A 24,727-nucleotide genomic window follows, 5' to 3' on the forward strand; every position below is an offset into this window, starting at 1 on the left:
ATAATCTGCCGGTTTATAGAAAGCGAGATCTATCTTGAGATAGAAAAAACATTTACTTTTATTGATGTACTTTTGTTAAAGTTAAACGGCTTAAGTGGCGTGCTTTGCTATTGGGCTCTAAAGGTCGCAGGCCCATTTATCTATTTAGACAGAAGCCATCGCTTTTTTAAGCAGATAGCCTAAACATACCCAGGTGTGCATCTACAACTGGTTGGCACTAAACCCCTAGGCGTTAAACCTTATGTTTGTTAAAAGCACTCAAGATGAAACCTTAATTAAGGTGATTGACGTTAACGAACTGTTCGATCCGCTGCACGACCAGGTGCAGGGGCAGGATCAGTCTGGCCAAGAAGAACAGTCCCCTCAGGCTTTTCCCAAATCGCAGCTGCGGTTCCCCTCAGGTGAGGCACTGCCCAAGTGTTGGGTTGATCCAAACTATCAATTGAACTAAGCGGCTGCGTTAGAAGCGACCCTTTTTCCTCTAGTACAATATGTCCGTCTACTTAGGCAGACATTTTGATCGGCAGCATTTGATTTTGGTGTAGTCCCTCGAGGGTCTTTGCTCAAGCTTATGTTTTTTTGACGCGCCCGCCAATAGATACATCTTCTGATAGAGACCCGGCGACAAACAGAACTATAAGCTCACGTTTATCGACTTTTAGAGGAACTTTCATGAAAGTATCGCGCTTAATGGTGCTGCCCCTTTTGCTTGGTCTCTCTGCCCTAAGCGTGGCCTGCGACACCGCCCAAGAGCCCGAGGTAAACGAGCCCCTTGAAGGTGAGCAGCTAGAAAGCGAGCCCCTCGAGGGAGCCCCGGTCGAAGGCGAAGAAGTGGAAGAACCTCAAGGAACTGAAGGCTCAAATTAGGGTTGCTAGGGCCAAACAAATTCAGCACTTCCCACACTCGTCTAGCGCGCGGGTGTGGGAAGTGCTATAGGATGTTGGTCTAGGTGTTAATCCTAAGGATTCTCTAAACCAGCCTGTTAGGCCTTAAAAGGGTGACTCAAGTTTTGCCAGTCGGGTATACACAGCAGAAGTAAATCACATCCAAGACCAGAAGCGGCGTTTTGCCGCTGAGAAAGCGCAAGATCCAAATCTGAACTTGGTATAAAAGCTATTTTTTTGAGGCTTAACATGCAATCGCGGCAAAGGCCAAATTCTGACGACTGGACCAAAGGGTCGAAGGGCATCCTGAGCTTTTTCGTTCTTTTTCTGGCACTAGGCTTTTTGCTGTACCAGCTCTTCTCTAGCGTCTTTCTTTCCTTCAACTATTCTTTTGGGGTTGGGGCACGGGGCGTTGCCGCTGCGCTTTTCCCGTTCATCGTTTTAATCTACCTGGGGTTCATTGCTCGGCTGCAGATTCCCAGTAGAGAGAGCCGAGCCCCAATTATCAATAGCTTCATCATTTTTCTCTTTTGGACTATGCTCGTCATTGGCATTGACATTACCAAGGAGACAGCCTATTTTCCGGTTGAAGAGTTGCTCTATTCGTCTACCCTATCGGCGATGCTTTGGCGCTACAAATACCGGGGCTCTTTTAAGGCGCTGCTGGCCTGCTGCTATGGCGTTTTGGCTGGCGGGTTGGCGGCACTGATAATTTTCTAGCACAGCGGCAGCAACCCAGAAAGCGGATCCCCCTGGCTCTTGTAATTGGAGCGCCAGGGGGATTTTGTGTATATCGCCCGCAGGGGCACACACCGCCCAAGCTGCCACTTCCGGCAGCCTTACCTTTGCTCTCCCCAAAAGCCATCGGGTATTAATTCAGACATCTTGCGATCGCCACTTGTCCCTATGATGAAATTTATCCGTTAGGGACACCAGGGTTATGGACTACAAACAAGAGCTCATCACCACCATCCACGATTTGAGTTACCAGACCGATCGCCTAGAGCAACGCCTGACCGAGCTCAGCCAGACCCATCCCACAGCCGTCCTGATTCCGTCGCTCTATGAGGAGCTAGGACGCCCGGCCCTGGCCACTATTCGCGACCATCTCAGCCACTGCTCCTTCGTCAACAACGTTGTCGTCTGCCTCTATGCCGATACCTTCGAGCAGTACCAGCACGCGGTGCAGTTCTTTGAGCCGCTGCCCCAGCCCACCTTTGTGCTCTGGGAGAATGGTCCTTGCATTACCGGCATTCTGCAAACGCTTAAAGACAAGGGGCTAGACCTGCTGCGGTTTAAGGGTAAGGGGCGGGCCGTGTGGCTGGGGCTGGGGGTGGCCTCGCTGCACGCCGCCGCGATCGCCCTCCACGATGCCGACATTGTCACCTACGATCGCTCTTACCCGCTCAAACTGCTCTACCCCTTACTGGAGCAGGAGTTTGGCATTGCCTTTAGCAAGGCCTACTATGCCCGCATCGGCGATCGCCCTCGCAGTCTACACGGGCGCGTCACCCGGCTGTTTGTCACGCCGCTAATCACCTCGCTGATGGAGCTATTTGGCTACAGCGACTACCTGCGCTACCTCGACGCCTACCGCTACCCCCTCTCCGGCGAGTTTGCCCTCTCCAGCGACCTGGCTCTCAACACCCGCATTCCCGGCAACTGGGGGCTAGAAGTGGGGCTACTGGCCGAGGTCTACCGCAACGTAGCCCTCAAGCGCATCGCTCAAATCGACCTGGGCATTTTCGAGCACAAGCACCAGACCCTGGGTAGCTCAACCAACTCAGGCCTGCAAAAGATGTGCCGCGATATTCTGCAATCGGTATTTAGAACCCTGACCGAAACCGAGCAGGTGGTCATCGGCCACGACCACATTCGCGCCCTGCGGATTAAGTACCGCCGTGAGGCCCAAAACCTAGCCCGCCAGTACTTTGTCGATGCCCGCTTCAACGGTCTAGAGTACGATCGCCACCAGGAGGAAATGACCATCGAAACCTTCGAACAGGTCATTTTAGAAGCGGGTAACCAGTACCTAGACGACCCCACCGGCACCCAAATTCCTGACTGGACGCGCGCTCTGGCGGTCATTCCCGACCTGCGCGAGCAGCTGCTCGACGCCATTCTCTCCGATATGGCCGAGGCGCGATCGGCTCCGGCGGCACCAGCAGATGTTGCCGCTATGGCCACGGCAGCCGTTTAACTATCCATTGTGTCCACTGTCTCTACGCTGGCTTTTTCTCAGAGGTAGGCTGAGATTTGGACTTGGACTTAGGCTCAGTACTAGAGCTGTTGAGCAGCGTGTTGCGGCTGCGGAGGGTGACGTTCACCCCCTCGCCAGACTGTTCAATCACCAGCAGGGGGGTGGGCTTGGCTTTTTGATCCCAGTGCATGTTGGCAATGCGGCCTTGAATGGTGGGCTGCCAATGGGTTTCTTCGGCATCGGGGCTCATGAAGTTTTCGATGCAGTCAACTAGCTGGCCAATGGTTGAAGAGGTTGCCTGGGTCGGCAGCTTAGCCAGCCGAATTTGAATGCGAAACAGCACCCGCTTTTTCGCTAGGGGGTTGTCGTGGGGAGCATACTCGACATCAAAAATTTCATCCACAACGCGAGGCTTACTGGCAATGCCAATCATGCCTTCCTCAGCCTGGCGGGGTCGCAGGGCAACGCTGATTTTTTGCTTCACTTTCACTTTGAGCTGGTTAACAATCGCGGTGTGAAAATGCTCTTCGTCCATGCGCATGCGCAGGTAGTCAAGGTTAAACTCGCGCGAGTGAATTAGGTCTGGGTTTTGCTCCATCTTGCTGATGGTTTTAAGCGCCAGTTTGACCTTCTTTTGCAGCTCTTGATTTTTGTAGGTTTCAAACTTAAGCTGTTTGACCAAGCGGCGGGTTTGAAAGTGGGAATACACCCCTAGCCCTAGTAGCACCAGCAGCAGCCCGCCAGAGGTCAGCATCCAAGGGTTGTCAACCGTCAGCCGACTGGCGGTGGGCGCTTGGGCAAGGGTTGAGGACACCAGAACTGTAGAGGTTTTCATAGCCGGTGAAAAGAAGGGTGGAGTTGCATTTATAGTTCCCTCAAAAAGGGGATGGCATCCGGACTAATCTGAAATTCAGTAATATCTCGGTCATACCTTCAAGAAATAGTCTGTCTTAGCTCCTAAATTGTGCAGCGGAGACTTAGCACACGGGCTACCACCCGTCGCAAGCCGTGTCTTTAGAAAACACCCTGCTGCCGTGTCCTAAAGATTTTAAGACTACCGCAACCCCCTCTTCTGCTCAGTAAAACTCGCCACTTCTGTCACCGAATGCGGTGCTGGCCCAACCCTCGGCCACCCAATTCAGCCGTGCGGCGTAATCCGGCGGCAGAGGGTTCTTCCGTGGGTGGGTGTGCCGGCGATCGCTAGCCTGCAACCTGCACTGCTAGGCTAGTTAGCTGTTATTGGGGCGCTGTTTATTTTTGGTTGGCCGACTTAAAGCGGCCTAGGGCAAAGTCGCGTTTGTGCTGGTGCTTGGTTTTGCGACCTGTTACCCGCTTGCGCCACATGCGAAAACTGGAGGGCTGCATAAAGCGGCGCATGATGGCAATCACCTGCTTTTCAGTCAGCCCAAACTGGGTCTCAATTGCCTCAAAGGGGGTGCGGTCTTCCCACGCCATTTCAATGACGCGATCGATGGTCTGAGGGTCAAGCTTGGGTAGCGCCATGGGCTTTAGAAAACAGCGGTGGTTCTATGCTGTTTAACCTAACGAACCCACCCAGCCTGGCGCAACGCTTTTCCAATTCGACTGCAACAGCCCCAGCTGAGAACGGATCGCTGCCGTAGGGGCAAACACCTTTTGCCCCTACCAAATCAGGGATTAACCCAATTGGCTGCGGTATCAGGCGGTTGGGCTTGGAAGTGAACCCGAGACAATCGGAAGTTTGTGCAACTCATCCTCAAAACCTGCAAGACGAACTGGGCAACCCGAATAATACTGGCACCATGCCTTTTGAAACTGGAGCCTGAGCGATGGTGAAGCTCGAAACTCGAACCGACCCGATGGTGATCAACTTTGGCCCTCACCATCCCTCAATGCACGGCTGCTTTCGCATTATGGTTACCCTCGATGGCGAGGATGTGATCGACTGCGAGCCGGTGATCGGCTATCTGCACCGGGGTATGGAGAAAATTGCCGAGAGCCGAACCTCAACTATGTTCATTCCTTATACCAGCCGGTGGGACTACTATGGTGGGTTATTTAATGAAGCGGTGACCGTCAACGCGGTTGAAAAATTGGCGGATATCGAGGTGCCCAAGCGAGCTAGCTATATCCGAGTGATTTTGCTGGAGCTGACTCGGCTGGTTAACCATCTGCTGTGGGTAGGGCCGTTTGTCATGGATATGGGGGCGCAAACGCTGTTTTTTTACAGCCTGCGCGATCGCGAACCCATTCTCGACCTGTTTGAAGCCGTAAGCGGCTACCGCATGGTCAACCACAACTACTTTCGCGTTGGTGGGGTGGCCGCTGATCTGCCCTACGGTTGGGTCGAAAAATGTCGAGATTTCGTTAACTACCTGGCCCCAAAACTGGATGAGTACGAGCGCCTAGTTACTGACAACCCCGTGTTTCGTCGCCGCTGTGAAGGGCTGGGGGTGCTCACCCGCAGCGATGCAATCAACTGGGGCTGTTCAGGTCCCATGCTGCGGGCTTCGGGGGTAAAGTGGGATCTGCGCAAGGTCGATCACTACGAGTGCTACGACGACTTGGACTGGCAGGTGGCGTGGCAGCCCGAGGGCGACTGCCTGGCTCGCTACCGGGTGCGGCTAGACGAGATGCGCCAGTCGCTCCGCATCATTCACCAGGCTCTTGACGGGCTACCCGGCGGCCCCTGGGAAAACCTGGAGGCCAAGCGCCTCACCGAAGGTCCAAAATCACTGTGGGATGGTTTTGACTATCAGTTCATTGCCAAAAAAATTGCCCCTACCTTCAAAATTCCGGCGGGAGAGCACTACGTGCGGGTCGAGTCGGGCCGGGGTGAGCTGGGCATTTTTATGATCGGCAACGATAGCCCGATGCCCTGGCGCTGGAAAATTCGCCCGGCCGACTTCAACAACCTGCAACTGCTGCCCAACTTGATCAAGGGCCAAAAGGTGGCGGATATTTTTGTGATTTTGGGCAGCATTGACGTGGTCATGGGGTCGGTCGATCGTTAGCGATCGCCTACTTCAAGCGCTAGCGATCGCCTGCCGAGCGGCCTCAGTAGATGGCGGGTCCAGGTTGATGCTCAGCTTTTGCGGCATGATAAAGAGTCAGATGGCTTACTCCTGAGATTCTGTCGCGCGCCTCCATGAAACCTGGCAGCAAGTATCATCCTTTACATGACCATCTCAAGCACTCTGACCAGACCGAAGTGGTGCTGACCTTTGCCGAGGTTGAGGCTCTGCTGGGCAGCGCCCTGCCCCATTCAGCAGTTGAGCGCAAAAACTGGTGGAGCAACCGCGAAACCCCCGCCGCCCTGCAATCTAGCGCCTGGGTAAGGGCAGGCTATCACGTCCACGCCATCGATATAGACAGTAAAGTCGTTACCTTCTGTAAGGTTGAGGCTCAGTACAACATCCAAACCAGAGACGGCAAAATCATCTGGCAGCAAGACGCCATACGCGCCCTGCGCAAGCACATGAATCTAACCCAAATGGAGTTCGCCGAACAGATGGGCGTGCGCCGCCAAACCATCAGCGAGTGGGAAAATGGCGTCTATGAACCCGATCGCAGCACCGCTAAGTTTTTAGAGCTGATTGCCAAGCACGCCAACTTCGAGGCTCCTGCAGCAGAAAACCCATAGCTGACGCAGATTGGCCACAGCTACAGCGAGCTAGAGTCTAGGCTGGCTGCTTCTTCGGGCGACTGGGGCAGATGTAGGCCGCACTCCTGCTTTAGCCCTTTAAACCGGGTGTCACGCTCGTTGTCGTCGGCTGCAGTAATGGGACGGCTGGAGTGCCAGTCGCCCACGGTCACATAGCCTTTATCAAACAACGGGTGGTAGGGCAGGCCGTGAGCCACCAGGTAGTCATACACGTCCTTAGAGGTCCACTTGAGAATGGGCAGTAGCTTGTAGCGGCCCCCCTGCTGACCCACCCGCCCCAGCGACTTGCGGTGGTCGGTCTGGTCAGAGCGCAGCCCCGTTAGCCAGGCCGTGGCGTTTAGCTCGCTTAAGGCCCGCTGCATTGGCTCTACTTTGCGAATTTTGTCGTAGCGGTTGAAGGCTTCTACGTCGTGCTGCTCCCACAGCCGGCCGTAGAGCGCCTCCATGCGGGCCGGGCTGAGATGCGATTGATAAACCTTGAGATTGAGGTTGAGCCGAGCCGACAACTCGTCGGCAAAGCGATAGGTTTCGACCGGTAGGTAGCCCGTATCGACCCAAATTACCGGAATGTTGGGCACCACCTGAATGACTAGGTGCAGCATAACCGCCGACTGAATGCCAAAGCTAGTGCTTAAAACCAGACCGTCGCCGAAGGTTTCGTGACCCCACTGCACCAGACTAGTCGCGTCAGCCTCCCCCCATTCCCGGTTGACAGTATCCAGGTCTAGAACGGGGGCGACCCGCATCTTGCTCGGCAAGAGCGCGGTATCTGACATGGGTTTACTCCTTCCGTTCAACAAAGTCGTAGCTCCAGCGCCACAATTCTGTGGTGGTTATGCTGTCAGTCAGACCGCCAGCAGAGTGATTGATGTTTAAGAACACAAAGTTCATGCTACACCGTAGCTTAGTCCACTGTATTCTTATCCGCCTTTAGCCGTATTTCGACATTAGCCGATCTATAGATCATAAACGAGCGTATAAAGGATAATTCGTGAACTGAGACCTTTTTTTGATGGGAATGCGAACTTGGGGGATCCCTTTTTTACTAAGGAATTGGGAGTTGGCGTGGTGCTGGGCTAGACCCAGGCGTGATTTACCCTCTAAAATCCAGCCTAATCTCGCTGCAAACCCGATTTCACATCTCCCATGGCAATTACTCCTTCCTACCCTCGTGACTTGGTGGGCTACGGCCGCACTCCGCCCCACGCTCAGTGGCCTGACAATGCCAGGATTGCGGTGCAGTTTGTGATCAACTACGAGGAGGGGGGTGAAAACTGCATTCTCCACGGCGATGCAGCCTCCGAGGCGTTTTTGTCGGAGAGCGTGGGGGCCACGCCACTGGCCGGGGTGCGCAACATGAATATGGAGTCAATGTATGAGTATGGTAGCCGGGCCGGGTTTTGGCGGCTGCACCGATTGTTTACTGGCCGGGGTTTGCCGCTAACGGTGTATGCCGTAGCGATGGCGATGGCCCGTAACCCCGAAGCGATCGCGGCTATGACCGAGGCCGACTGGGAAATTGCCAGCCACGGCTACCGCTGGATTGACTACCAATACTTCGGCCTTGAGGCCGAGCGCGAGCACATTCGCAAAGCTGTTGAAATTCACACCCAGGTGGCGGGCAGTCGCCCCCTGGGCTTTTACCAGGGCCGCAATAGCCCCAGCACCCGCGCTCTAGTGGTCGAGGAGGGCGGCTTTCTCTACGACGCCGACAGCTACGCCGACGATCTGCCCTACTGGAATACCGAGTACGGTAGACCGCACCTGGTGATTCCCTACACCCTCGACAACAACGACATGCGCTTTGCCACCTACGCGGGCTTTAACTCGGGAGATCAGTTTTTTGCCTACCTGCGCGATGCCTTTGACACCCTCTACGCCGAGGGCGACGAGTGCCCCAAAATGATGAGCATTGGCCTGCACTGCCGATTGGCTGGGCGACCAGGGCGCACGGCGGCGCTGGCCAGGTTTTTGGACTATGTGCAGGGGCGCGATCGCGTCTGGATCTGCCGCCGCATCGACATCGCTCGCCACTGGCACGAGCACCATAAACCCGCTTGATGCAATTTTGGATTTTGGATTGGTGATTTTGGATTGAGCAATCCGGCTGTGTAGGCTACGTGCCCTGTTGCCCTGGGTTTGTTGAAGGTTGGGGAGTATACCCTAGGGATACTGACATTCCTCAGCCGACTTCCCATGCACCTCCCCGACACCCGCTGGGTTCAGCGATTTGCTAACTTCGAGCGCACGTTTTTGCTGCTGCGCGATGCCCTCGACATTGAGTCACCTTCCCTAGTGGAGCGGGCGGGGATCATTCAGTTTTTTGAGCTGGCTTTCGAGCTGGCGTGGAGGGTGATGAAAGACTACGAGGAAGCCGAGGGGATTGTGGTTAAAACGCCTAGGGAGGCGATTAAGCAGGGGTTTCAGATCGGTCTGATTGCCCAAGGGCACAGCTGGATGAACGCGCTGCAAGACCGTCTGACTATGCGTACCTACGATGAAGCTACGGCGATCGCCGTTGAAACCAGCATCCGCAACGACTACTTCCCGCTGCTGGCCGAACTGTACCAGGTGCTCAAGGTCAAAGCTGATGGCTAACGCCTACGGTTTAACAGAAAGCGATATGACTCATATCCTCGGAGCCTGCCGTCAGTTTGAGGAGATCGCAACGGTAGTGCTGTTTGGCTCGCGAGCCAAGGGCAACTACAAGCAGGGGTCAGACGTGGATCTGGCGGTGAAGGGCGATCGCGTTACCCACCGCACCGTCGCTCACCTCGCCGATGTGCTCAACGAAGATTTACCGCTGCCCTATTTTTTCGACATCGTTCACTACAACAGCCTGGCGAGCCAACCGTTGTTAGAGCACATCGATCGCGTTGGCGTGGTTCTTTACGACCGGGCAAGCGAGTTGACTGCCATCTAGCCCATTCCATTAGGCGGTATTATCAACTCCAACGCGAGTCGGCGGGGGAGCTAAGAGTGCTGAGTCCTAGACTGATTGGACGGCTGTTGCGGGTGGCTGAAGCCGTCGATACCTTGAGCGAGTGGATTGGCAAGAGTCTGAGCTGGCTGGTGCTGCTCACCGTTGCCGTGGGCTTTTACAACGTCATGGCTCGGTACATTGGCCGTTTTTTGGGGCTACAGCTGGCCTCGAACGGGCTGCTTGAGTGGCAGTGGTACCTGTTTTCGATCACGTTCTTGCTCAGCTTCCCCTACATCCTTCAGCAGGGGGCAAATGTACGGGTCGATTTTTTGGAGGCGGGCTGGAGCGATCGCCGCAAGGCCATGATTAGCTTCTGGGGCACGGTGCTGTTCCTGATTCCCTTCTGCGTGCTGGGGCTGTGGGTGACCGTGAACCCGGTGATGCAGTCGTGGGGGCTGCTGCCCGACGGCACCTGGGGCCGCTGGGAAATTTCCTCCGACGCGAGCGGGCTGCCCAGGGCACCGATTAAATCGATGGTGCTAGTGGGCTTTGGGCTGCTGCTGCTGCAAGCTGTGGCCCAGGCGATTAAATATTGGGCAGTGTGGTGCGGCTATATCGAGGGCAGGCTGCTGCCGGAGGCCGAGGCGGAACTGCCGCCCCTGGAGTGAGCGGTGACAGGCAATTTGACGGTTTTCAAGGTTCAGATTCAAGTTCTTTAAGTCCCCTTTGTAAGGAGCGCCATGGGCTACGAGTGGTTAGCGATCGCGATGTTCGTTGGCTTCTTTTTGATTTTGATCAGCGGCTACCCCGTGGCGTTTTCCTTTGCGGGTACGGGGCTGGTATTTGGCCTGGTGGGCTGCCTGCTGGGGGCCTTTGAGCCCGCCCGACTCTTGCTGCTGCCCAACATCTGGTTTGGCACCATGGCCAACTTCACCCTGCTGGCGATACCGTATTTTGTGTTTTTGGGCGCGGTGCTCGAAAAGTCGGGCCTGGCGGAGGAGCTGCTGGAAACCATCGGCCTGGTGCTCGGCCCCCTGCGCGGCGGCATGGCCCTGGCGGTGGTGCTGGTCGGCACCCTGCTGGCGGCGGCAACTGGGGTAGTGGCCGCCACGGTCATTTTGATGGGGCTAATTTCGCTGCCAATTATGCTGCGCCACGGCTACGACAAAGAGCTGGCCGCCGGGGCGATTATTGCCTCGGGCACCCTGGCGCAGCTGATTCCACCCAGCCTGGTGCTGGTGGTGCTGAGCGACCAGCTGGGGGTGTCGGTGGGCGATCTATTTTTGGGGGCGCTGATTCCGGGGCTGATGCTGGCCGGAGCCTATGCGGTCTATGTGCTGGTGGTGGCCTACTTTAAGCCCAATGCCGCGCCGCCGCTGCCCCTGGCCATGCGCCAGATCAGCCGCTGGGAGCTGCTCAAGCGGGCGGTGAAGGCGATCGTGCCGCCGGTGCTGCTGATTTTTGTGGTGCTGGGCAGTATTTTCTTTGGCATTGCCACCCCCACCGAGGCGGGGGCGGTGGGGGCGGTGGGGGCCTGCGCGCTAGCGGCCCTCAACGGACGGTTGACGCTCAAGCTACTGCAAGAGGCCGCCCACGCCACGGCGATCGTGACCGGGGTGGTGCTGATCATTCTATTTTGCTCGTCATTTTTTGGCCTGGTGTTTGATGCCCTGGGGGGCAAAACCCTGATTACCAATCTGCTGGTGAATCTGCCAGGGGGCTATCTGACTTTTTTGCTGGTGGCCAACCTGGTGATTTTTGCCATGGGGGTGTTTTTAGAATTTATTGAAATTTGCTTTATCGCCATGCCGCTGCTGGTGCCCGCCGCCCAGGCGCTAGGCATCGACATGGTGTGGTTTGGGGTGGTGATGGCGCTGAATTTGCAGACGGCCTTTATTTCGCCGCCCGTGGGGTTCTCGCTGTTTTATTTGCAGAGCGTGGCTCCTAAGACCATCAGCACTAAAGAGATTCACCGCAGCGCGCTGCCGTTTATGGCCATTCAGCTGGTGGTGCTGGTGGTCGTGATGGTGTTTCCCCAAACGGTGAGCTGGCTGGTGGAGCGATCGCTCCAATAGGCCAGCCGGTTCACCTACCTAGGCGGGCGGCTCGCCCCCGGCCCTGAGATTGCTGTAGACAAAGCGCTCAAAGGCTCCCTGGTTGAGCTGGCTCCAGGCATAGATGCGATCGCGAAACCCGCGCCAGTCGTCATAGATCGCCTTGAAGTCGGCATCGCTGGCGGCAAACTCGTCGTAGAGGTCAAAGGTGGCCTCCTGGGCGGCGGTCATAATCTCGGCGCTGTATTCCCGCAGCTGCACGCCGCCGTCAACCAGGCGTTGCAAAGCTTCGTTGTTGCGGGTTTCGTAGCGCGACAGCATCTCCAGGTTGGCCTCAAAGGCCGCCGTGCGCACAATCTGCTGATAGACCTCGGGCAGCTGATTCCACTGATCGAGGTTGATCTGCACCTCCAGGGTGCTACCCGGCTCCCACCAGCCGGGGTAGTAGTAGTACTGGGCCACCTTGTTTAACCCCAGTTTTTCGTCGTCGTAGGGGCCGACCCACTCGGCGGCATCGATCGCCCCGGTTTGCAGCGCCTGAAAAATCTCGCCCCCCGGCAGCGTCTGCACCGTCACCCCCAGCTTGCTCATCACCTGGCCCCCCAGACCGGGGATGCGCATCTTGAGCCCCGCCAGGTCGCTGACGCTGGCGATCTCGCGGCGAAACCACCCCCCCATCTGTGCCCCGGTATTGCCCGCCGGAAACTGAATTACGTTGAACTGGCGGGCATAAAACTCCTGGAGCTGGTCTAGCCCGCCCCCCTCGTAAAGCCAGGCGTTTTGCTGCTGGGGGGTGAGGCCAAAGGGCAGGCTAGCCCCAAAGCCCATCACTGGGCTGCGCCCAACGTAGTAGTAAGAGGCCGTGTGGCCGCAGGGCACCGCCCCCTGGGAGACCACGTTGAGCACTTCTAGCGGAGGCGCAATTTCGCCGGCGGAGCGGGGTGAAATGGTGAATTGTCCACCGCTCATAGCACTGACGCGATCGGCAAAGGTCTGTGCCCCACCCAAAATTGTGTCAAGAGCGGCAGGCCAACTGGTAGCCATTTGCCAGTCAATGCGAGGCAGACCCTCAGCGGTGCCCTCGGCCACGGGGGAAGAGGCCCCTGTGCAGGCCGCTACACTCGCGGTTGTGGCCGCCGCCACGCCCAGGGTTGTCGTTCTAACTAACTGCCGACGCTTCATGGCACCTCAACGTAGGAAAACCTCAAAATGAACCTGAGCCGCAGCGATAACTAGCGGCTACCACAGGTTCAAACTGAGGTCGATTGTCCTATAGGTTGAGATCTGTCGGTGGTATCGGTAGGAAATCGTAAAAAAACGAGTTCTTCTCAAGGCACAGTGAGCTAAGCGGCGATTAATGCTGAATTAGCTGAGCCTAAACTCAGCCCTACTCGCTTAAAATCTTGGGCACCTTGAAGAAGCCGTCTTCGCGATCGGGGGCGCAGTCGAGAATGGCATCGCGTTCGCCAAAGGTCTGGAGACTGTCGGTGCGGGTGATGTTGCTAAGCTCGATGGCACGGGTGGTGGGCTCTACGTCGTCGGTGTTGAGTTCCTTGAGCTGCTCCACATAGTCCAGAATGCCGCTGAGCTGCCCGGTAAACTGCTCTTCTTCTTCAGCAGTCAGCTCCAGGCGGGCCAGCAGAGCAACTTTACGAACCTGTTCGAGATCGATCATAAAAACGTCATCCAAAAAGGGGAGTTGAATCTCATCAGCTGTAAGTTGGGTGAAATGCAATGGAACCCAGCGCACCAGTTTGGGGAACCAGGGCGAGATTCACCTGCATAGCGACGGCGGTGGTGGGCACTGCCCACCCTACGGGTTACAGAGCTGGCTTTAGAAAAAGATGTCGTTCTTCATGCGGCCGGTGTTCTTCATCCAGTTTTGGGCTTCGATGTAGTTGTTGGGGGCAATGGTGATCGCCTCTAGCCAGTAGCGGGCCGCTTCGTCGAACAGGTTTTCGGCGGTGTCGGTGTCGCCGCTGGCCTCAGCCTGCTCGCCCTTATAGTGGTAAATTACCGCAATGTTGTTGAGAGCTTGGCACAGGCGAGGGTTGAGATCCAGCGCCTCTTTGTACTTTTCTAGGGCGATTTCATGTTCGCCGTTGCTGGCATGAATCAGGCCCATATTGTAGAGAATGAAGCTCTTATCGTAAGGTTCTTCTTCAAGCAGGAGGGCTTCGCGGTAGTTTTCCATAGCTTCGGCGTATTCTCCATCGGCCTGGGCCGACATGCCGTCGCGGTAGTAGGCGAAAGCCTCTTTCTCGCTCTTTTTGGCGGGCATCATCTTCAAGATCATGTCGGCCATAACGGTGAAAGATTTGTCGATGAAGTTGTCGTTGCGTTGGGTTCTTGGCATGGGTAGCGACGCGCAAATGAGGGACTTAACGCTTACCTAACCCGGATGGCGGTGTTGCCGCCGCAAAGGCTCGGGGGCTAGGCTAGACAAATATATAAATTACACTAGCAAACCCTGACGGTTTAATGCAGTGGCCTTGGCACCACCTGCCGGTAGAGGGCATTTTTGGGTAGAACTAGAGTTAGCCCAATTTGGCCCTAGGAGTGAAGCCACTGGCCGTGAACCACTTCTAGCTCAGGGATTCGAGGGTTATAGCCACAGCTACGTTATGCCGCTGGAATGGATTTATCTTTTTTACTGGCGATCGCATTCATCATCGCGCTCATTGTCTGGCTCAATCGCCGCCAGAGCCGCCGCCGACCCGCTGCCTACCGCTCTCCCACCGCCACCGCCCCAAGTCGGTCGGTGCGGGGCCAAACCCAGCGGCAGCTCCTGCGTTTGGTGGGGGGAAACCAGGCCGTGGCCGAGCGCCTGGTTGAGCAGGTGCAGCTGCGCAACCCCGGCCAGAGCGAGCAGTGGTGCTGGGAAAAAGCGATCTATGACATTCACCGCGATCGCCACAGCTCCTAGGGAAAAACAGAAAGTTGCCTAGTTTCTGTGATTGTTCACGTAGTTAACTCGCGTACCGGCCCAGTTGAGCTTATTGCGCAGAGTACCGTAGTAGGAGTGGTCCTGCCGCAGAATAATAAAATGGGCCATAGCCTCGGCGCTGCGCACATCTACCCGCTGGCCGGGCCAGATGGCGGTGCCCAGTATGCCATCGGTCCACAGTTTGGTGGTGAGGTCGGGGTCGGCCAGGGGCCACACGCTGACCACCGAGCCGGGCGGTAGCACAATCGGGCGACTCGACAGGCTGAGGGGACAAATCGGCGTCACCACGATCGCATCCATGCCGGGGTGAATAATTGGGCCACCCGCCGCCACGGTGTAGCCGGTGGAGCCAGTGGGGGTGCTAATCAGCAGACCATCCCCCTGGTACTGATCGACCACCTCGCCGTCGATCTCCATTTCGAGCATGGAGGTGATCATGCGATCGGGGGAGGCGGGCTTGATCGACATTTCATTGAGGGCCAGGTAGACCTCGCTGAGCGGATCGAGGTTGGTGCGGTGGCCTTCGTAGATGCGGGCTTGCAGCATCATGCGGCGCTGCACAGCAAAGCGATCGCTCAGCAGCCGTTCCCACACCGCCTCGGTGTCATCCATCTCCTCAGAGCTTTCGGTCAAAAACCCCAGGTGACCGCCAATGTTGACCGCCAAAATCGGAATATTCTCGGCGGCTAAATTGCGGGCTGCCGTAAGGGCAGTGCCGTCGCCGCCAAACACAATCGCTAGATTGATCGGTTGACTAACCGAGGCCAAAAAAACCGGGTAGGGGTTGTCTTTGGGGCCGCTGGGACCACGCAGAACCTTGCTGCCTAGGGCTTCTAGCTCGTGGGCACATTTTTCGGCCCACTTCTGGCTCAGCCGATTGCCGGCTTTGTGAACGATGATGACTTGCTCAAGTTGCACAACAAGAGGCCGTAGATAGATGGGGCAGGGGTACCAACTCAAGGCCGCCCAAAAAGCGGTGGCTAGTCTACCCCAGTATTTTTAGGTAGTTCTAGAACCGTATGCCTAGAGCATAGCAACATCGTCGATGTCTAAAACAGCTGTAGGGGAAGCGATCGCCCCCCCTACAGCCCAAAATTCTGCGGTCTCAACGGTCTTAGCCTACCATTTCAGCAAATTAAACTGCTCCATGTCTACTGTGTCGCGGTTGCGATAGATCGACAGCACAATGGCTAGCCCTACCGCCGCCTCTGCCGCCGCAATGCTAATAACGAACACCGCAAACACCTGACCATTGATGCCCACTGGATCCAGGTAGTTGGAAAATGCCATCAAATTTAGGTTGACCGCGTTGAGCATCAGCTCAATGGACATCAGCACCCGAATTACGTTGCGGCTGGTTACCAGGCCGTAGATACCAATGCAGAAGAGAGCAGCGGCAGTCAGCAAAAAATACTCAAGTTGCATAGCTTACCAAAAACCTGTTCTAAACTAACCAGCGACAGTCACAACGCCAATACTAACAATGCCAAGTTTGCCAGCCTAAGCCCAACCGGCAGGCTAGTCCGGTTCTGAAGCCGACACCGACGACACCAACTCACGCGGGCGCTCCGGCAGCTGCAGTGCTTCGGAAGCAAGATCCCCAGGAGCCACATCGGGGATAAACTCCCGCCGAGCCAGCACGATCGCCCCAATCAGCGCAATCAGCAGCAGTACCGAAGCCAGCTCAAAGGGCAGCAAATAGTCGGTAAAGAAGTGGATGCCGATGGCCGCCGTGGCCATATCTCCGGTGGGCACCTCGCTAGAGATGGCCCAGGGCGTATTGAGGGTGGAGGCGGCCAGCAGGGCAAATAGTCCTACACAGACCCCGCCCGTAGCGGCTTTGCCCAGCCAGGCCCGCCTCATCGGTACAAAGGGCTGCTCCTTATTCACCAGCATGATCCCAAACAGAATCAGCACGCTGACGGCACCTACATAAACCAGTACCTGGGCGGCAGCCACAAACCCAGCGTTGAGCAGAATATACAGGCCCGCCATGCTGGTGAATACGCCCCCCAGCAAAAACGCTGAGTAGACGATGTTATCTAACAGCACAACTCCTAGGGCACCCCCCAGCGTCATCGCGACCAGTAGGCCAAAGGCAACGAGTTGTACCCCTTCCGCTAGCGTCACAGTTCTAATCTCCTGGTGATAAATCGAGCGGTTGTAACAGCAATAACTTAGGCGAATGTACCACGGAACTCCAACAGGCGCATTAGCCCTCGGTCTTAGGGGCCGCGGAGTTTTTGGCCTCGGCTTCAGCCTGGGCCGCCTCTAAAATCTCCTGGGGCATCTGGCCCGCCCGCCGCGCATTGGCCGGCAGGTCATGGGGATCCATCACGCCCTGGGGCAGATAGGCGAGCTCGCGTAGGGGAGTAACCATCGGATCTTGGGTGACTTTGTAGGGCAAGCGTCCTAGGGCCACGTTGTCATAGTTCAGCTGGTGGCGATCGTAGCTGGCTAGCTCGTACTCCTCGGTCATAGAGAGGCAGTTGGTGGGGCAATACTCTACACAGTTACCGCAAAAGATGCAGACCCCGAAGTCAATGCTGTAGTGCTTCAGGTCTTTCTTTTTGGTGGCTTTGTCAAACTCCCAGTCAACCACGGGTAGGTTGATGGGGCATACCCGCACGCACACTTCGCAGGCGATGCACTTGTCAAACTCAAAGTGAATCCGCCCCCGAAACCGCTCAGACGGGATCAGTTTCTCGTAAGGATACTGCACCGTCACCGGACGACGGCTCATGTGGTCAAAGGTTACAGACAGCCCCTGGCCAATGTATTTGGCCGCCTGTAAGCTTTCTTTGGCATAGTCGCCGACTTGTTTCAGAAAACCCAGCATGGGGGAGCCTCCAGAGTTTTACAGGGTAGTTGGTGAGATATGGCAGAAACAGCGCTAGGGCCTCGCCAGAGAAAACTACCTACCCACTTATAGGGTAGAGCAGCAGCCCTGAGCTAGCCACCAAAGGCGACGGGAAAGGCGAGCTTGAGGGCAGCGGTGAGCAGCAGATTGACCAGCGACACCGGCAGCAAAAACTTCCAGCCAAAGTCAAGCAGCTGGTCAATACGAATGCGGGGCACAGTCCAACGCAGCAGCACCGCAATAAAGACCAGGGCATAGGCCTTAAATAGGGTCATCATGATGCCGACCGAGGCGGTAATGACCTGGAGCCAAGGGGTGGTTTCGCTAACCCCAAGCAGGCCAGCCAGCCAGCTCACCGAGATGGGAAACTCCCAGCCGCCTAGGTAGAGAATGGAGACAATCAGCGCCGACAGCACCAGGTTGACGTAGGAGCCGACATAGAACAAACCAAATTTCATGCCGGTGTATTCGGTCTGGTAGCCGGCCACCAACTCCTCCTCCGCTTCGGGCAGGTCAAAGGGCAAACGCTCGCACTCCGCCAGAGCCGCAATCCAAAAGATTAGAAACCCGGCGGGCTGCCGCCAAATATTCCAGCCCAAAATGCCGTAGCCCGACTGCTGGTTGACGATGTCGATCGTGCTCAGGCTGTTGGACATCAGCACCACTGCCAGCACCGCCAATGCCATAGGAATTTCGTAGCTGATCGACTGGGCCGCCGCCCGCAGCCCGCCCAACAGCGAGTACTTGTTGTTGGAGGAATAGCCCGACATCAGCAGACCAATGGGGGCAATGCTGGAGAGGGCAATCCAGAGGAAAATACCGACACCGATGTCGGTAATTACCAGATTTTGGCCAAAGGGCACAATCAGGTACGACAAAAAAACCGGAATCACCACGATCGCAGGCCCCAGCGTAAACAGCAGCGGGTCGGCCTTCGCGGGGGTGATGTCTTCTTTGAAGATGAGCTTGATGCCGTCGGCGGCGGCCTGCAAAGTGCCTAGAGGCCCAGCAAACTCGGGACCAATCCGCTGCTGGGCTGCGGCAGAAATCTTCCGCTCAAGCCACACCGTCACAAAAATGCTCACGGTGGCCCCTACCAAAATGACCACCATTGGCAGAGGCAGCCACAGGGCTTTAGCCGCTCCAGCGGGCAACCCCAGGTCAACTAGGGCGTTGACGAAGCTACCCTGTAGGTCAATTCCTTGGTTCATTAGCCAGTCCTTAGCAACGGTACGGTTGACTCTAGCGAGGAAAAAACAGTTTTTTAGATTCTACCGTCATCTCCCCCGACTTACCGGAGCTGTAGCGCACGGATTCATAAGAAATCCTGGGCAATGCTATTGGGAAGGCGGGTGGTGGATGGGTAGGTGGGTAGGTGGGTAGGTGGGTGGATGAGTAGGTGGGTAGTACTTCTCCTCATCCCCTCCGCCCTCCCCTTTACAATCCTGACAGCACTCCACCCTACGACGCCCAATGCTGACCTTTCTCATCGCCCTGCTGCCGATCGCGACGGTGTTTTTGCTGCTGGTGGTGGCGCGGCGGCCAGCCAGTCAGGCGATGCCGGGGGCGCTGGTGGTGACAACGCTGGTGGCGGGGCTGGTGTGGCAGGTGCCACTCAACTACATTGCGGCTGCGGTGGTGCAGGGGTTGGTGATTGCCGCCGAGATTTTATTCATTGTGTTTGGGGCCATTCTGCTGCTGAATGTGCTGCAGGCTTCGGGGGCGATTAGCGTCATTCGCCAGAGCCTGCTGGCCCTCTCGCCCGATCGCCGCGTGCAGATGATTATTATTGCCTGGCTGTTTGGCAGCTTTATTGAGGGGGCGTCAGGGTTTGGTACTCCGGCGGTGATCTGCGTGCCGCTGCTGGTGGCGGTGGGGTTTCCGGCGATGGCGGCGGTGCTGGCGGCGCTGATTATTCAGAGCACGCCCTCGACGTTTGGAGCGGTGGGCACGCCACTGCTGTTTGGCATGGATGCGGGCCTCGGTGGGGCGACAGCGGTGGATGCGGCCCTGACCGCCCAGGACCTCGGCCTGACAGATTTTATTGCTCAGGTGGGCAGCCGGGCAGCCCTGATCCATGCCGCGATCGGCACGTTTATTCCGCTAGTGCTGGTGGCGCTTGTCACCCGCATTTTTGGCGATGGTCGGGCCGGGCTGGGGCTGTGGAAGTTTGCCCTGGTGGCGGGGCTGGCCTTCACGGTGCCCTACAGCTTGACGGCGGTGTTTCTGGGGCCAGAGTTTCCGTCGATGCTGGGCGGGCTGGTGGGGCTGGCGATTGTGGTGGCGATCGCCCGACGAGGCTGGCTGCAACCCGATCAGCCCTGGGATTTTCCGCCCGCAGAAACCTGGCCAGAGACCTGGTCGGGCAGCGTAACACCAGCACTCCCGGTTCCGCCAGCGGGGATGACGGTGATAAAAGCGTGGCTGCCCTACATGCTGCTCGGGGGGCTGCTGGTGCTCTCAAGGCTGTCGCAGCTGCCGCTCAAGGGTTGGCTACAGGGGGCCAGAGCCGCATGGACGGGGATTTTTGGCACCACCGTTGCGGTGGCCTCTACCCCGCTCTATTTGCCGGGCACGATGTTTTTGCTGGTGGTGGCCATCACTTACGGACTGCACCAGATGAAGCCCAGCGATTTGGGCCAGGCGGTGGGGCGATCGCGGCCCGTGCTGCAAAAAACCGCCCTGGCGCTGGGGTCGGCGGTGCTGATGGCGCGGGTATTCATCAACTCTGACGTGAACAGTGCCGGGCTGCCCAGCATGCCCCTGGCCCTGGCGGAAGGGATGTCGGCCCTGGCAGGCGGCACCTGGCCGCTGTTTGCCGCTGGGGTGGGCCTGATCGGAGCCTTTGTGGCGGGCAGCGTCACTGTCAGTAACATGATGTTTTCGCTGTTTCAGTTTGGGGTGGCGGAAAATATCGGCACGCCGCCAGCCCTGATTTTGGCCCTGCAAACGGTGGGAGCCTCAGCGGGCAACGTCATTTGCGTGTCTAACGTGGTGGCCGCCGCCGCCACCGTGGGGCTGCTGGGGCGCGAGGGGCTGCTGATGCGCCAGCTCCTGCCGGTGGTGGCCTATTACCTGGGCTTTGCCGGCTTGTTAGGGATTTTGTGGGCAACGTTTGGGGTTTTATACTGAATTCGCTTTGGCTAGCCCCGGTTGGGCTGGGCAAACACCGTTTGCCCCTACGCAAGTCGCCTGTTTGGAATCGGGGTTATGTAATTTAGATTTGTTATTAGATACAGGAATCCCGTAGGGGCAAATGGCTGTTTGCCCTTACAGGGATCTTGTCAGTCAGATTCGGTCCTAAAACCCAAAATTCTTTTCAAACAAAAGCCCCCCGACGCAAGCGCCAGAGGGGCAGGAGTTCCTGAAAATCGTCACTAAACTAATGATCGGCGCTTATGGAGAGGGTGCCCAGAGGGGTCTGACCCATCAGGAGGTCGCCAAGGTTTGGCGACCGTATTTGGCTACGGAGTCTCATAGGAGGGCAAAGACACTGAAAATTCCTGCTTATCCCAGATTTGAGGCCGATTGACGAGGTCAACGTAGGTCTGCTTGCGAGGGCCGGTGTAGATCTGGGTGGGCCTAAAGATGCGGTTTTCGCCCAGTTGTTCCTTCCAGTGGGCGAGCCAGCCTGCCACTCGGGCGATCGCAAAGATCGGCGTAAACAGATCGGTGGGAATGCCCAGCTTGCGGTAAACCAGCCCCGAGTAGAAGTCAACGTTGGGGTAGATGCCCTTCGTACCCAGCTTCTCGGAGACGGCCTGCTCCATCTCCAGGGCGATCGCGTAGTACTCATCCTGGCCAAATTTGGCAAACAGCTGCTCAGCTAGCCCCTGCAAGATGGTGGCGCGGGGGTCTTTGACCTTATAGACCCGGTGGCCAAAGCCCATAATTTTAGACTTTTCGGCAATGCAGCGCTCCACGTAGGGGCGCACGTTTTCGACCGAGCCAATCTGCTCTAGCATGTCGATTACCTCCTCGTTGGCCCCGCCGTGGAGTGGCCCCGCCAGGGTACCCACCGCTGAAGCTACCACCGCGTAGGGGTCGGTGAGGGTCGAGGCCGTCACCATGGCCGAAAAGGTCGAGGCATTGATGGTGTGCTCGGCGTGCAGCGTCAGGCAAATGTCAAAGATCCGCGCCGCCAAAGGGTCAGGCTCGCGCTCGTTAAGCATGTAGAGAAAGTTGGCGGAGTAGTTGAGGTCGTCCCTGGGCTGCACCGGGTCGTTGCCCTTGCGCATGAGCTGAAACGCCGCCACCATGGTGGGAATTTTGGCCAGCAGCCGCACCACTGCCTGCTGAATGTAGACAGGGTTGTCGAGAGCGCGGCGCGAGTAGAACAGGCCCAAGGCCGCTGCACAGGCCTGGAGGGCATCCATGGGGTGACCGCTCTCAGGGAAGCACTTCATCATGTCGCGAATGCGGTACTTGAGGCGGCGATGGTAGCGAATTTCGTACTCAAAAGCTTCTAGCTCACTTTTTGAGGGCAGACCACCCCAAATCAATAGGTAGGCCGTTTCTAGAAACGTGCCGCGCTGAGCCAGTTCTTCGATGGGAATACCGCGATACTCCAAAACTCCCGCCTGGCCATCCACAAAGCTAATGCTCGACTGGGTGGCCGGTACACCCTCTAAACCGGGCCTGTACTCACATACGGTCATATAGTTGTTACTCCCGTTCGCTGACCTATGATTCCAAGGGGCATAAACGCCCGCCGTCATCAACGCTACCAAATCATTTGATCAACGCTGGCCTCGCTGTCAACTGCCTTAGCTATTCAGAAGGCGGGCTATATGGTGCAGACCTAGGGGTTGCCACGTCTACCACCCGTCTTGTTGCCGCCGATCGCTGGGCGCAGGTCGCCACCTGTAGCGTGTACAGGCTGGCCTCTGGGGTGCAGTACAGGGCCTGCCCCGTCAGCAAGTGATCGATGACTTGAGCGGTGTCGGCGGCAAATAGCCCCCGGCGCGACCCTACCTCTAGGGGGCGAGAGCCTTGGGCATCGGTAATGATACCGCGATCGCCCTCAAAGCAGAGATACCCCTCGCTGCCTGTTACCTCTAGCCGCCGCGTCGCCTCCCACAGCGTCTCGCCCTTGCCGTAAACCACCTCGGCTATTAGCCCCGAGGCGAAGGTGAGCTGGGCGGTGCAGAGACAGGTGCTGTAGCAGGCCATGCCCTCTGGGCTTTGGGTAGGGCCGCCGTAGTGGTTTTGGCAGTAGACCCGCGCCACCGGGCCAAAGCAGTCGATCAGCCGGTGCAGTCGCGACAGCGCCCCCACCAGGGGGAACCCAAACAGCTGGGGGCAGTAGGTCCAGGTGCGGGGGACGGGGCGGCGGGGGGCCAGCGTGCAGTAGCGGGCGTAGAAGGGCTGACCCACCAGTTCCAAATTTTCCTTCAAGGCGCGGTGGGTGCCCCCCAAAAGCTCGATATGTTCTACATGTAAAAGCCGCTGGTTTTCCTCCGCCAGGGCCAACAGGGATTGGGCCGTCGCTAGATCCAGGGCCAGGGGATACTCGACGACTACGTGACGACCGGCTACCAGCGAGGCCCGTGCCACCTCAGCATGACCACTGTTGATGTGGCAGACCACGATCAGATCCACATCGGCCTGGTTGACCAACGTCTGCCAGTCGGGGTAGGCGATCGCCCCATAGGGCTCGGCAAAGATCTGGGCCTCCACAGGATCGCGGCCAGCGATCGCCACCAGTTGAGCCGATGCCATCCCCCGCAAGGCATCGGCCCGCAGCCGAGCCACAAACCCAGTGCCTACCATACCCACTCGCACCACATCGCTCTGAATTTTGGGGGCGGTCATTCGCCTTTCCTCGACAGGGTAGCCATCATCGTACGTTTTTCTTCGGTGGGGGGATGGTGCCCAACGGATTTCTCTGGAATGCTAGGAGCAGTCTTTGCGCAACCCTATGCCGCCCTTTGTGCCCCCCTGGTTTCTGCAAAATGGCCTGGCCATGACCCTCTATACAGCCCTAGTGGCCAACCAGTCCTGGTCCCACAATATGGATCTGTTGCCGGTCAGCTGCCAAGACCACGTCTTTAAAGGCTACGGAGATGTGCCCATTTTTGGTCGCTGGGCGGTTCCTGAGCGGTCTAGGGGCACCGTTGTTGCTACCTACGGTATTACCGGCAGCTTAGATGACCAGTGGCAGCTAGAGGTGTTAGGTCGCAATGCCTATCAACGGGGCTACGGCCTGGTGATGTTTGACTGGCGCGCCCACGGCAAAACGGCCGAACTCTCACCAACCCTGACCTCCGATGGTATCTATGAAGGCCATGACTACATTGCTCTAGCCTCGCAAGCCAAAGCGCTGGGCTGTGCGCCACCATTTTGGTTGATGGGCTACTCGCTGAGTGGGCAGCTGGCGCTGTGGGGGGCTAAGGCCGCGATGGATTTGCCCTCCGACAGTGGGTTAGTACCAGGCGACATTGGTGGCGTGGTGGTGGTGTGCCCTAGCCTCGACTCGAATCGATCGCTGCGCTACCTGACCGCAGACCCGCTGGGCAAATACCTGGAGCGATCGATCGCACGCGAACTCAAGCGGCTGGCCCAGCGGCTGCACCAGCTGCACCCCAACCACTTCGACCTGGCGGCGATCGATCGCGCCAACAGCATTTGGGGCTTTGACCACGAACTGGTGATTGGTCGGCTGGGGTTCGCCAGCGTAGAAGAGTACTACGACGCCAGCAGCCCCCTGCCCTTTATGGCCGACCTGAGCATTCCCACGCTGATTCTCTACGCCGCCGATGACCCGCTGTTTAGCCCCGAGATTATTCCCGACTTAAAGAAAGTTTGTGCGGCCAACCCCAAAATCGACCTGGTGCTTACCGACCACGGCGGCCACGTGGGCTACTACAGCGGCAGCGCCGGGCAACGCCTGGCCGGGGATAGCGACCCCTGGTGGGCGTGGAACCGAGCGCTGGACTGGGTGGAGAAAGTCGGTGGGTAAACGCAAACATGGCGTAGGGGCATCGCATGCAATGCCCCACAGGACAATATAGGGTTACCCTCCACACTACAGGATGCTACAAAGCCTAGAAGCTAGCTCTGAAGGCTTACAGATACCCCAGGCTTTCGTTGATTAACCAGCACCACGGCAGCGAATAGCAACGGACAGCAGCTTTGTGGGATGGTTTCATCTTTTGAAACCACCGAATACGGCTGATCTACTTTCTGCCTATGATGTTTGGAGCTACACCCATT

General features: G+C 57.3%; 27 protein-coding genes. 14 read left to right on the forward strand and 13 right to left on the reverse strand.

Annotation, left to right across the window (positions count from 1 at the left end; translation table 11 throughout):
- Nucleotides 1-241: 241 nt before the first annotated feature.
- The 4 genes from IQ265_RS00315 to IQ265_RS00330 all read left to right on the forward strand — a co-directional run bounded on the left by IQ265_RS00315 (nt 242) and on the right by IQ265_RS00330 (nt 3,085).
- The gene (locus IQ265_RS00315; protein WP_194050232.1) at nt 242-451 is read left to right on the forward strand and encodes an acetyltransferase; all 210 of its coding nucleotides are present in this window, start codon (nt 242-244) and stop codon (nt 449-451) included.
- A gap of 221 nt (nt 452-672) precedes the next feature.
- Nucleotides 673-867 carry a hypothetical protein gene (locus IQ265_RS00320; RefSeq protein WP_194050233.1) on the forward strand — a complete coding sequence of 65 codons (195 nt, stop codon included), beginning with the start codon at nt 673-675 and terminating at the stop codon, nt 865-867.
- A 267-nt stretch (nt 868-1,134) separates the two neighbouring features.
- Complete coding sequence (locus tag IQ265_RS00325) at nt 1,135-1,605, forward strand: hypothetical protein (RefSeq protein ID WP_194050234.1); 471 nt, start codon at nt 1,135-1,137, stop codon at nt 1,603-1,605.
- 220 nt (nt 1,606-1,825) lie between these two features.
- On the forward strand, nt 1,826-3,085 hold the full coding sequence (locus tag IQ265_RS00330; protein WP_194050235.1) for a glucosyl-3-phosphoglycerate synthase: 1,260 nt from the start codon (nt 1,826-1,828) through the stop codon (nt 3,083-3,085).
- 22 nt (nt 3,086-3,107) lie between these two features.
- Here the strand turns inward: IQ265_RS00330 and IQ265_RS00335 are convergent, their stop codons facing one another.
- On the reverse strand, nt 3,108-3,920 hold the full coding sequence (locus tag IQ265_RS00335; RefSeq protein ID WP_228037445.1) for a hypothetical protein: 813 nt from the start codon (nt 3,918-3,920) through the stop codon (nt 3,108-3,110).
- Between the two features lie 416 nt (nt 3,921-4,336).
- Nucleotides 4,337-4,588, reverse strand: a complete 252-nt coding sequence (locus IQ265_RS00340; RefSeq protein WP_194050236.1) for a TIGR03643 family protein — start codon at nt 4,586-4,588, stop codon at nt 4,337-4,339.
- 305 nt (nt 4,589-4,893) lie between these two features.
- Between IQ265_RS00340 and IQ265_RS00345 the strand changes: the two genes are divergently transcribed.
- Both IQ265_RS00345 and IQ265_RS00350 read left to right on the forward strand, forming a co-directional pair.
- On the forward strand, nt 4,894-6,078 hold the full coding sequence (locus IQ265_RS00345; protein ID WP_194050237.1) for an NAD(P)H-quinone oxidoreductase subunit H: 1,185 nt from the start codon (nt 4,894-4,896) through the stop codon (nt 6,076-6,078).
- A gap of 134 nt (nt 6,079-6,212) precedes the next feature.
- Nucleotides 6,213-6,707 (forward strand): helix-turn-helix transcriptional regulator, encoded by a 495-nt coding sequence (locus IQ265_RS00350; RefSeq protein ID WP_194050238.1) that lies wholly within the window; start codon nt 6,213-6,215, stop codon nt 6,705-6,707.
- A 20-nt stretch (nt 6,708-6,727) separates the two neighbouring features.
- On the opposite strand, the gene IQ265_RS00355 is transcribed toward IQ265_RS00350, so the two are convergent.
- On the reverse strand, nt 6,728-7,504 hold the full coding sequence (locus IQ265_RS00355; protein WP_228037446.1) for a phosphoadenylyl-sulfate reductase: 777 nt from the start codon (nt 7,502-7,504) through the stop codon (nt 6,728-6,730).
- 376 nt (nt 7,505-7,880) lie between these two features.
- Here IQ265_RS00355 and puuE point away from each other — a divergent pair, with 376 nt between their 5' ends.
- The 5 genes from puuE (at nt 7,881) to IQ265_RS00380 (ending at nt 11,726) form a co-directional block, all read left to right on the forward strand.
- A complete protein-coding gene (puuE, locus tag IQ265_RS00360) occupies nt 7,881-8,789 on the forward strand; it encodes an allantoinase PuuE (RefSeq protein WP_194050611.1) in 909 nt (302 codons plus the stop codon).
- Between the two features lie 135 nt (nt 8,790-8,924).
- Nucleotides 8,925-9,326: an HI0074 family nucleotidyltransferase substrate-binding subunit gene (locus tag IQ265_RS00365; RefSeq protein WP_194050239.1), complete on the forward strand. Its 402-nt coding sequence runs from the start codon at nt 8,925-8,927 to the stop codon at nt 9,324-9,326.
- Between the two features lie 25 nt (nt 9,327-9,351).
- Nucleotides 9,352-9,651, forward strand: coding sequence for a nucleotidyltransferase domain-containing protein (locus IQ265_RS00370; RefSeq protein ID WP_228037448.1), 300 nt, complete (start codon nt 9,352-9,354; stop codon nt 9,649-9,651).
- 74 nt (nt 9,652-9,725) lie between these two features.
- Nucleotides 9,726-10,319: a TRAP transporter small permease subunit gene (locus IQ265_RS00375; RefSeq protein ID WP_194050612.1), complete on the forward strand. Its 594-nt coding sequence runs from the start codon at nt 9,726-9,728 to the stop codon at nt 10,317-10,319.
- Nucleotides 10,320-10,391: 72 nt separating this feature from the next.
- Nucleotides 10,392-11,726, forward strand: a complete 1,335-nt coding sequence (locus IQ265_RS00380; RefSeq protein ID WP_194050241.1) for a TRAP transporter large permease subunit — start codon at nt 10,392-10,394, stop codon at nt 11,724-11,726.
- A gap of 18 nt (nt 11,727-11,744) precedes the next feature.
- Here the strand turns inward: IQ265_RS00380 and IQ265_RS00385 are convergent, their stop codons facing one another.
- The 3 genes from IQ265_RS00385 to IQ265_RS00395 form a co-directional block, all read right to left on the reverse strand.
- Nucleotides 11,745-12,887: a TRAP transporter substrate-binding protein gene (locus IQ265_RS00385; RefSeq protein ID WP_194050242.1), complete on the reverse strand. Its 1,143-nt coding sequence runs from the start codon at nt 12,885-12,887 to the stop codon at nt 11,745-11,747.
- Between the two features lie 205 nt (nt 12,888-13,092).
- A complete protein-coding gene (gene gatC / locus IQ265_RS00390) occupies nt 13,093-13,380 on the reverse strand; it encodes an Asp-tRNA(Asn)/Glu-tRNA(Gln) amidotransferase subunit GatC (protein WP_194050243.1) in 288 nt (95 codons plus the stop codon).
- Nucleotides 13,381-13,539: 159 nt separating this feature from the next.
- A complete protein-coding gene (locus IQ265_RS00395) occupies nt 13,540-14,061 on the reverse strand; it encodes a photosystem I assembly protein Ycf3 (protein ID WP_194050244.1) in 522 nt (173 codons plus the stop codon).
- Between the two features lie 279 nt (nt 14,062-14,340).
- Here IQ265_RS00395 and IQ265_RS00400 point away from each other — a divergent pair, with 279 nt between their 5' ends.
- Entirely contained in the window at nt 14,341-14,631 is a 291-nt protein-coding gene (locus IQ265_RS00400) for a hypothetical protein (RefSeq protein WP_194050245.1), read from the forward strand.
- An 18-nt stretch (nt 14,632-14,649) separates the two neighbouring features.
- Here the strand turns inward: IQ265_RS00400 and IQ265_RS00405 are convergent, their stop codons facing one another.
- The 5 genes from IQ265_RS00405 to nuoH form a co-directional block, all read right to left on the reverse strand.
- Nucleotides 14,650-15,570: an NAD(+) kinase gene (locus IQ265_RS00405; protein WP_194050246.1), complete on the reverse strand. Its 921-nt coding sequence runs from the start codon at nt 15,568-15,570 to the stop codon at nt 14,650-14,652.
- A 201-nt stretch (nt 15,571-15,771) separates the two neighbouring features.
- Nucleotides 15,772-16,077, reverse strand: a complete 306-nt coding sequence (gene nuoK / locus IQ265_RS00410; RefSeq protein ID WP_106870777.1) for an NADH-quinone oxidoreductase subunit NuoK — start codon at nt 16,075-16,077, stop codon at nt 15,772-15,774.
- Nucleotides 16,078-16,170: 93 nt separating this feature from the next.
- Complete coding sequence (locus IQ265_RS00415) at nt 16,171-16,782, reverse strand: NADH-quinone oxidoreductase subunit J (protein WP_194050247.1); 612 nt, start codon at nt 16,780-16,782, stop codon at nt 16,171-16,173.
- Between the two features lie 82 nt (nt 16,783-16,864).
- Nucleotides 16,865-17,488 carry an NAD(P)H-quinone oxidoreductase subunit I gene (gene ndhI, locus IQ265_RS00420; protein ID WP_194050613.1) on the reverse strand — a complete coding sequence of 208 codons (624 nt, stop codon included), beginning with the start codon at nt 17,486-17,488 and terminating at the stop codon, nt 16,865-16,867.
- 116 nt (nt 17,489-17,604) lie between these two features.
- On the reverse strand, nt 17,605-18,723 hold the full coding sequence (gene nuoH / locus IQ265_RS00425; protein WP_194050248.1) for an NADH-quinone oxidoreductase subunit NuoH: 1,119 nt from the start codon (nt 18,721-18,723) through the stop codon (nt 17,605-17,607).
- 262 nt (nt 18,724-18,985) lie between these two features.
- Between nuoH and IQ265_RS00430 the strand changes: the two genes are divergently transcribed.
- On the forward strand, nt 18,986-20,644 hold the full coding sequence (locus tag IQ265_RS00430) for an L-lactate permease (protein ID WP_194050249.1): 1,659 nt from the start codon (nt 18,986-18,988) through the stop codon (nt 20,642-20,644).
- Between the two features lie 332 nt (nt 20,645-20,976).
- On the opposite strand, the gene IQ265_RS00435 is transcribed toward IQ265_RS00430, so the two are convergent.
- Together IQ265_RS00435 and IQ265_RS00440 are read right to left on the reverse strand one after the other, a co-directional pair.
- Nucleotides 20,977-22,170 (reverse strand): citrate synthase, encoded by a 1,194-nt coding sequence (locus IQ265_RS00435; protein ID WP_194050250.1) that lies wholly within the window; start codon nt 22,168-22,170, stop codon nt 20,977-20,979.
- A 112-nt stretch (nt 22,171-22,282) separates the two neighbouring features.
- Nucleotides 22,283-23,326 (reverse strand): Gfo/Idh/MocA family oxidoreductase, encoded by a 1,044-nt coding sequence (locus IQ265_RS00440; RefSeq protein WP_194050251.1) that lies wholly within the window; start codon nt 23,324-23,326, stop codon nt 22,283-22,285.
- Between the two features lie 106 nt (nt 23,327-23,432).
- Here IQ265_RS00440 and IQ265_RS00445 point away from each other — a divergent pair, with 106 nt between their 5' ends.
- Nucleotides 23,433-24,473, forward strand: a complete 1,041-nt coding sequence (locus tag IQ265_RS00445; protein ID WP_194050614.1) for an alpha/beta fold hydrolase — start codon at nt 23,433-23,435, stop codon at nt 24,471-24,473.
- Nucleotides 24,474-24,727: the final 254 nt, after the last annotated feature.

Source organism: Nodosilinea sp. LEGE 06152, from assembly GCF_015207525.1.
In the GTDB taxonomy this organism is placed as follows: Bacteria; Cyanobacteriota; Cyanobacteriia; order Phormidesmidales; family Phormidesmidaceae; genus Nodosilinea.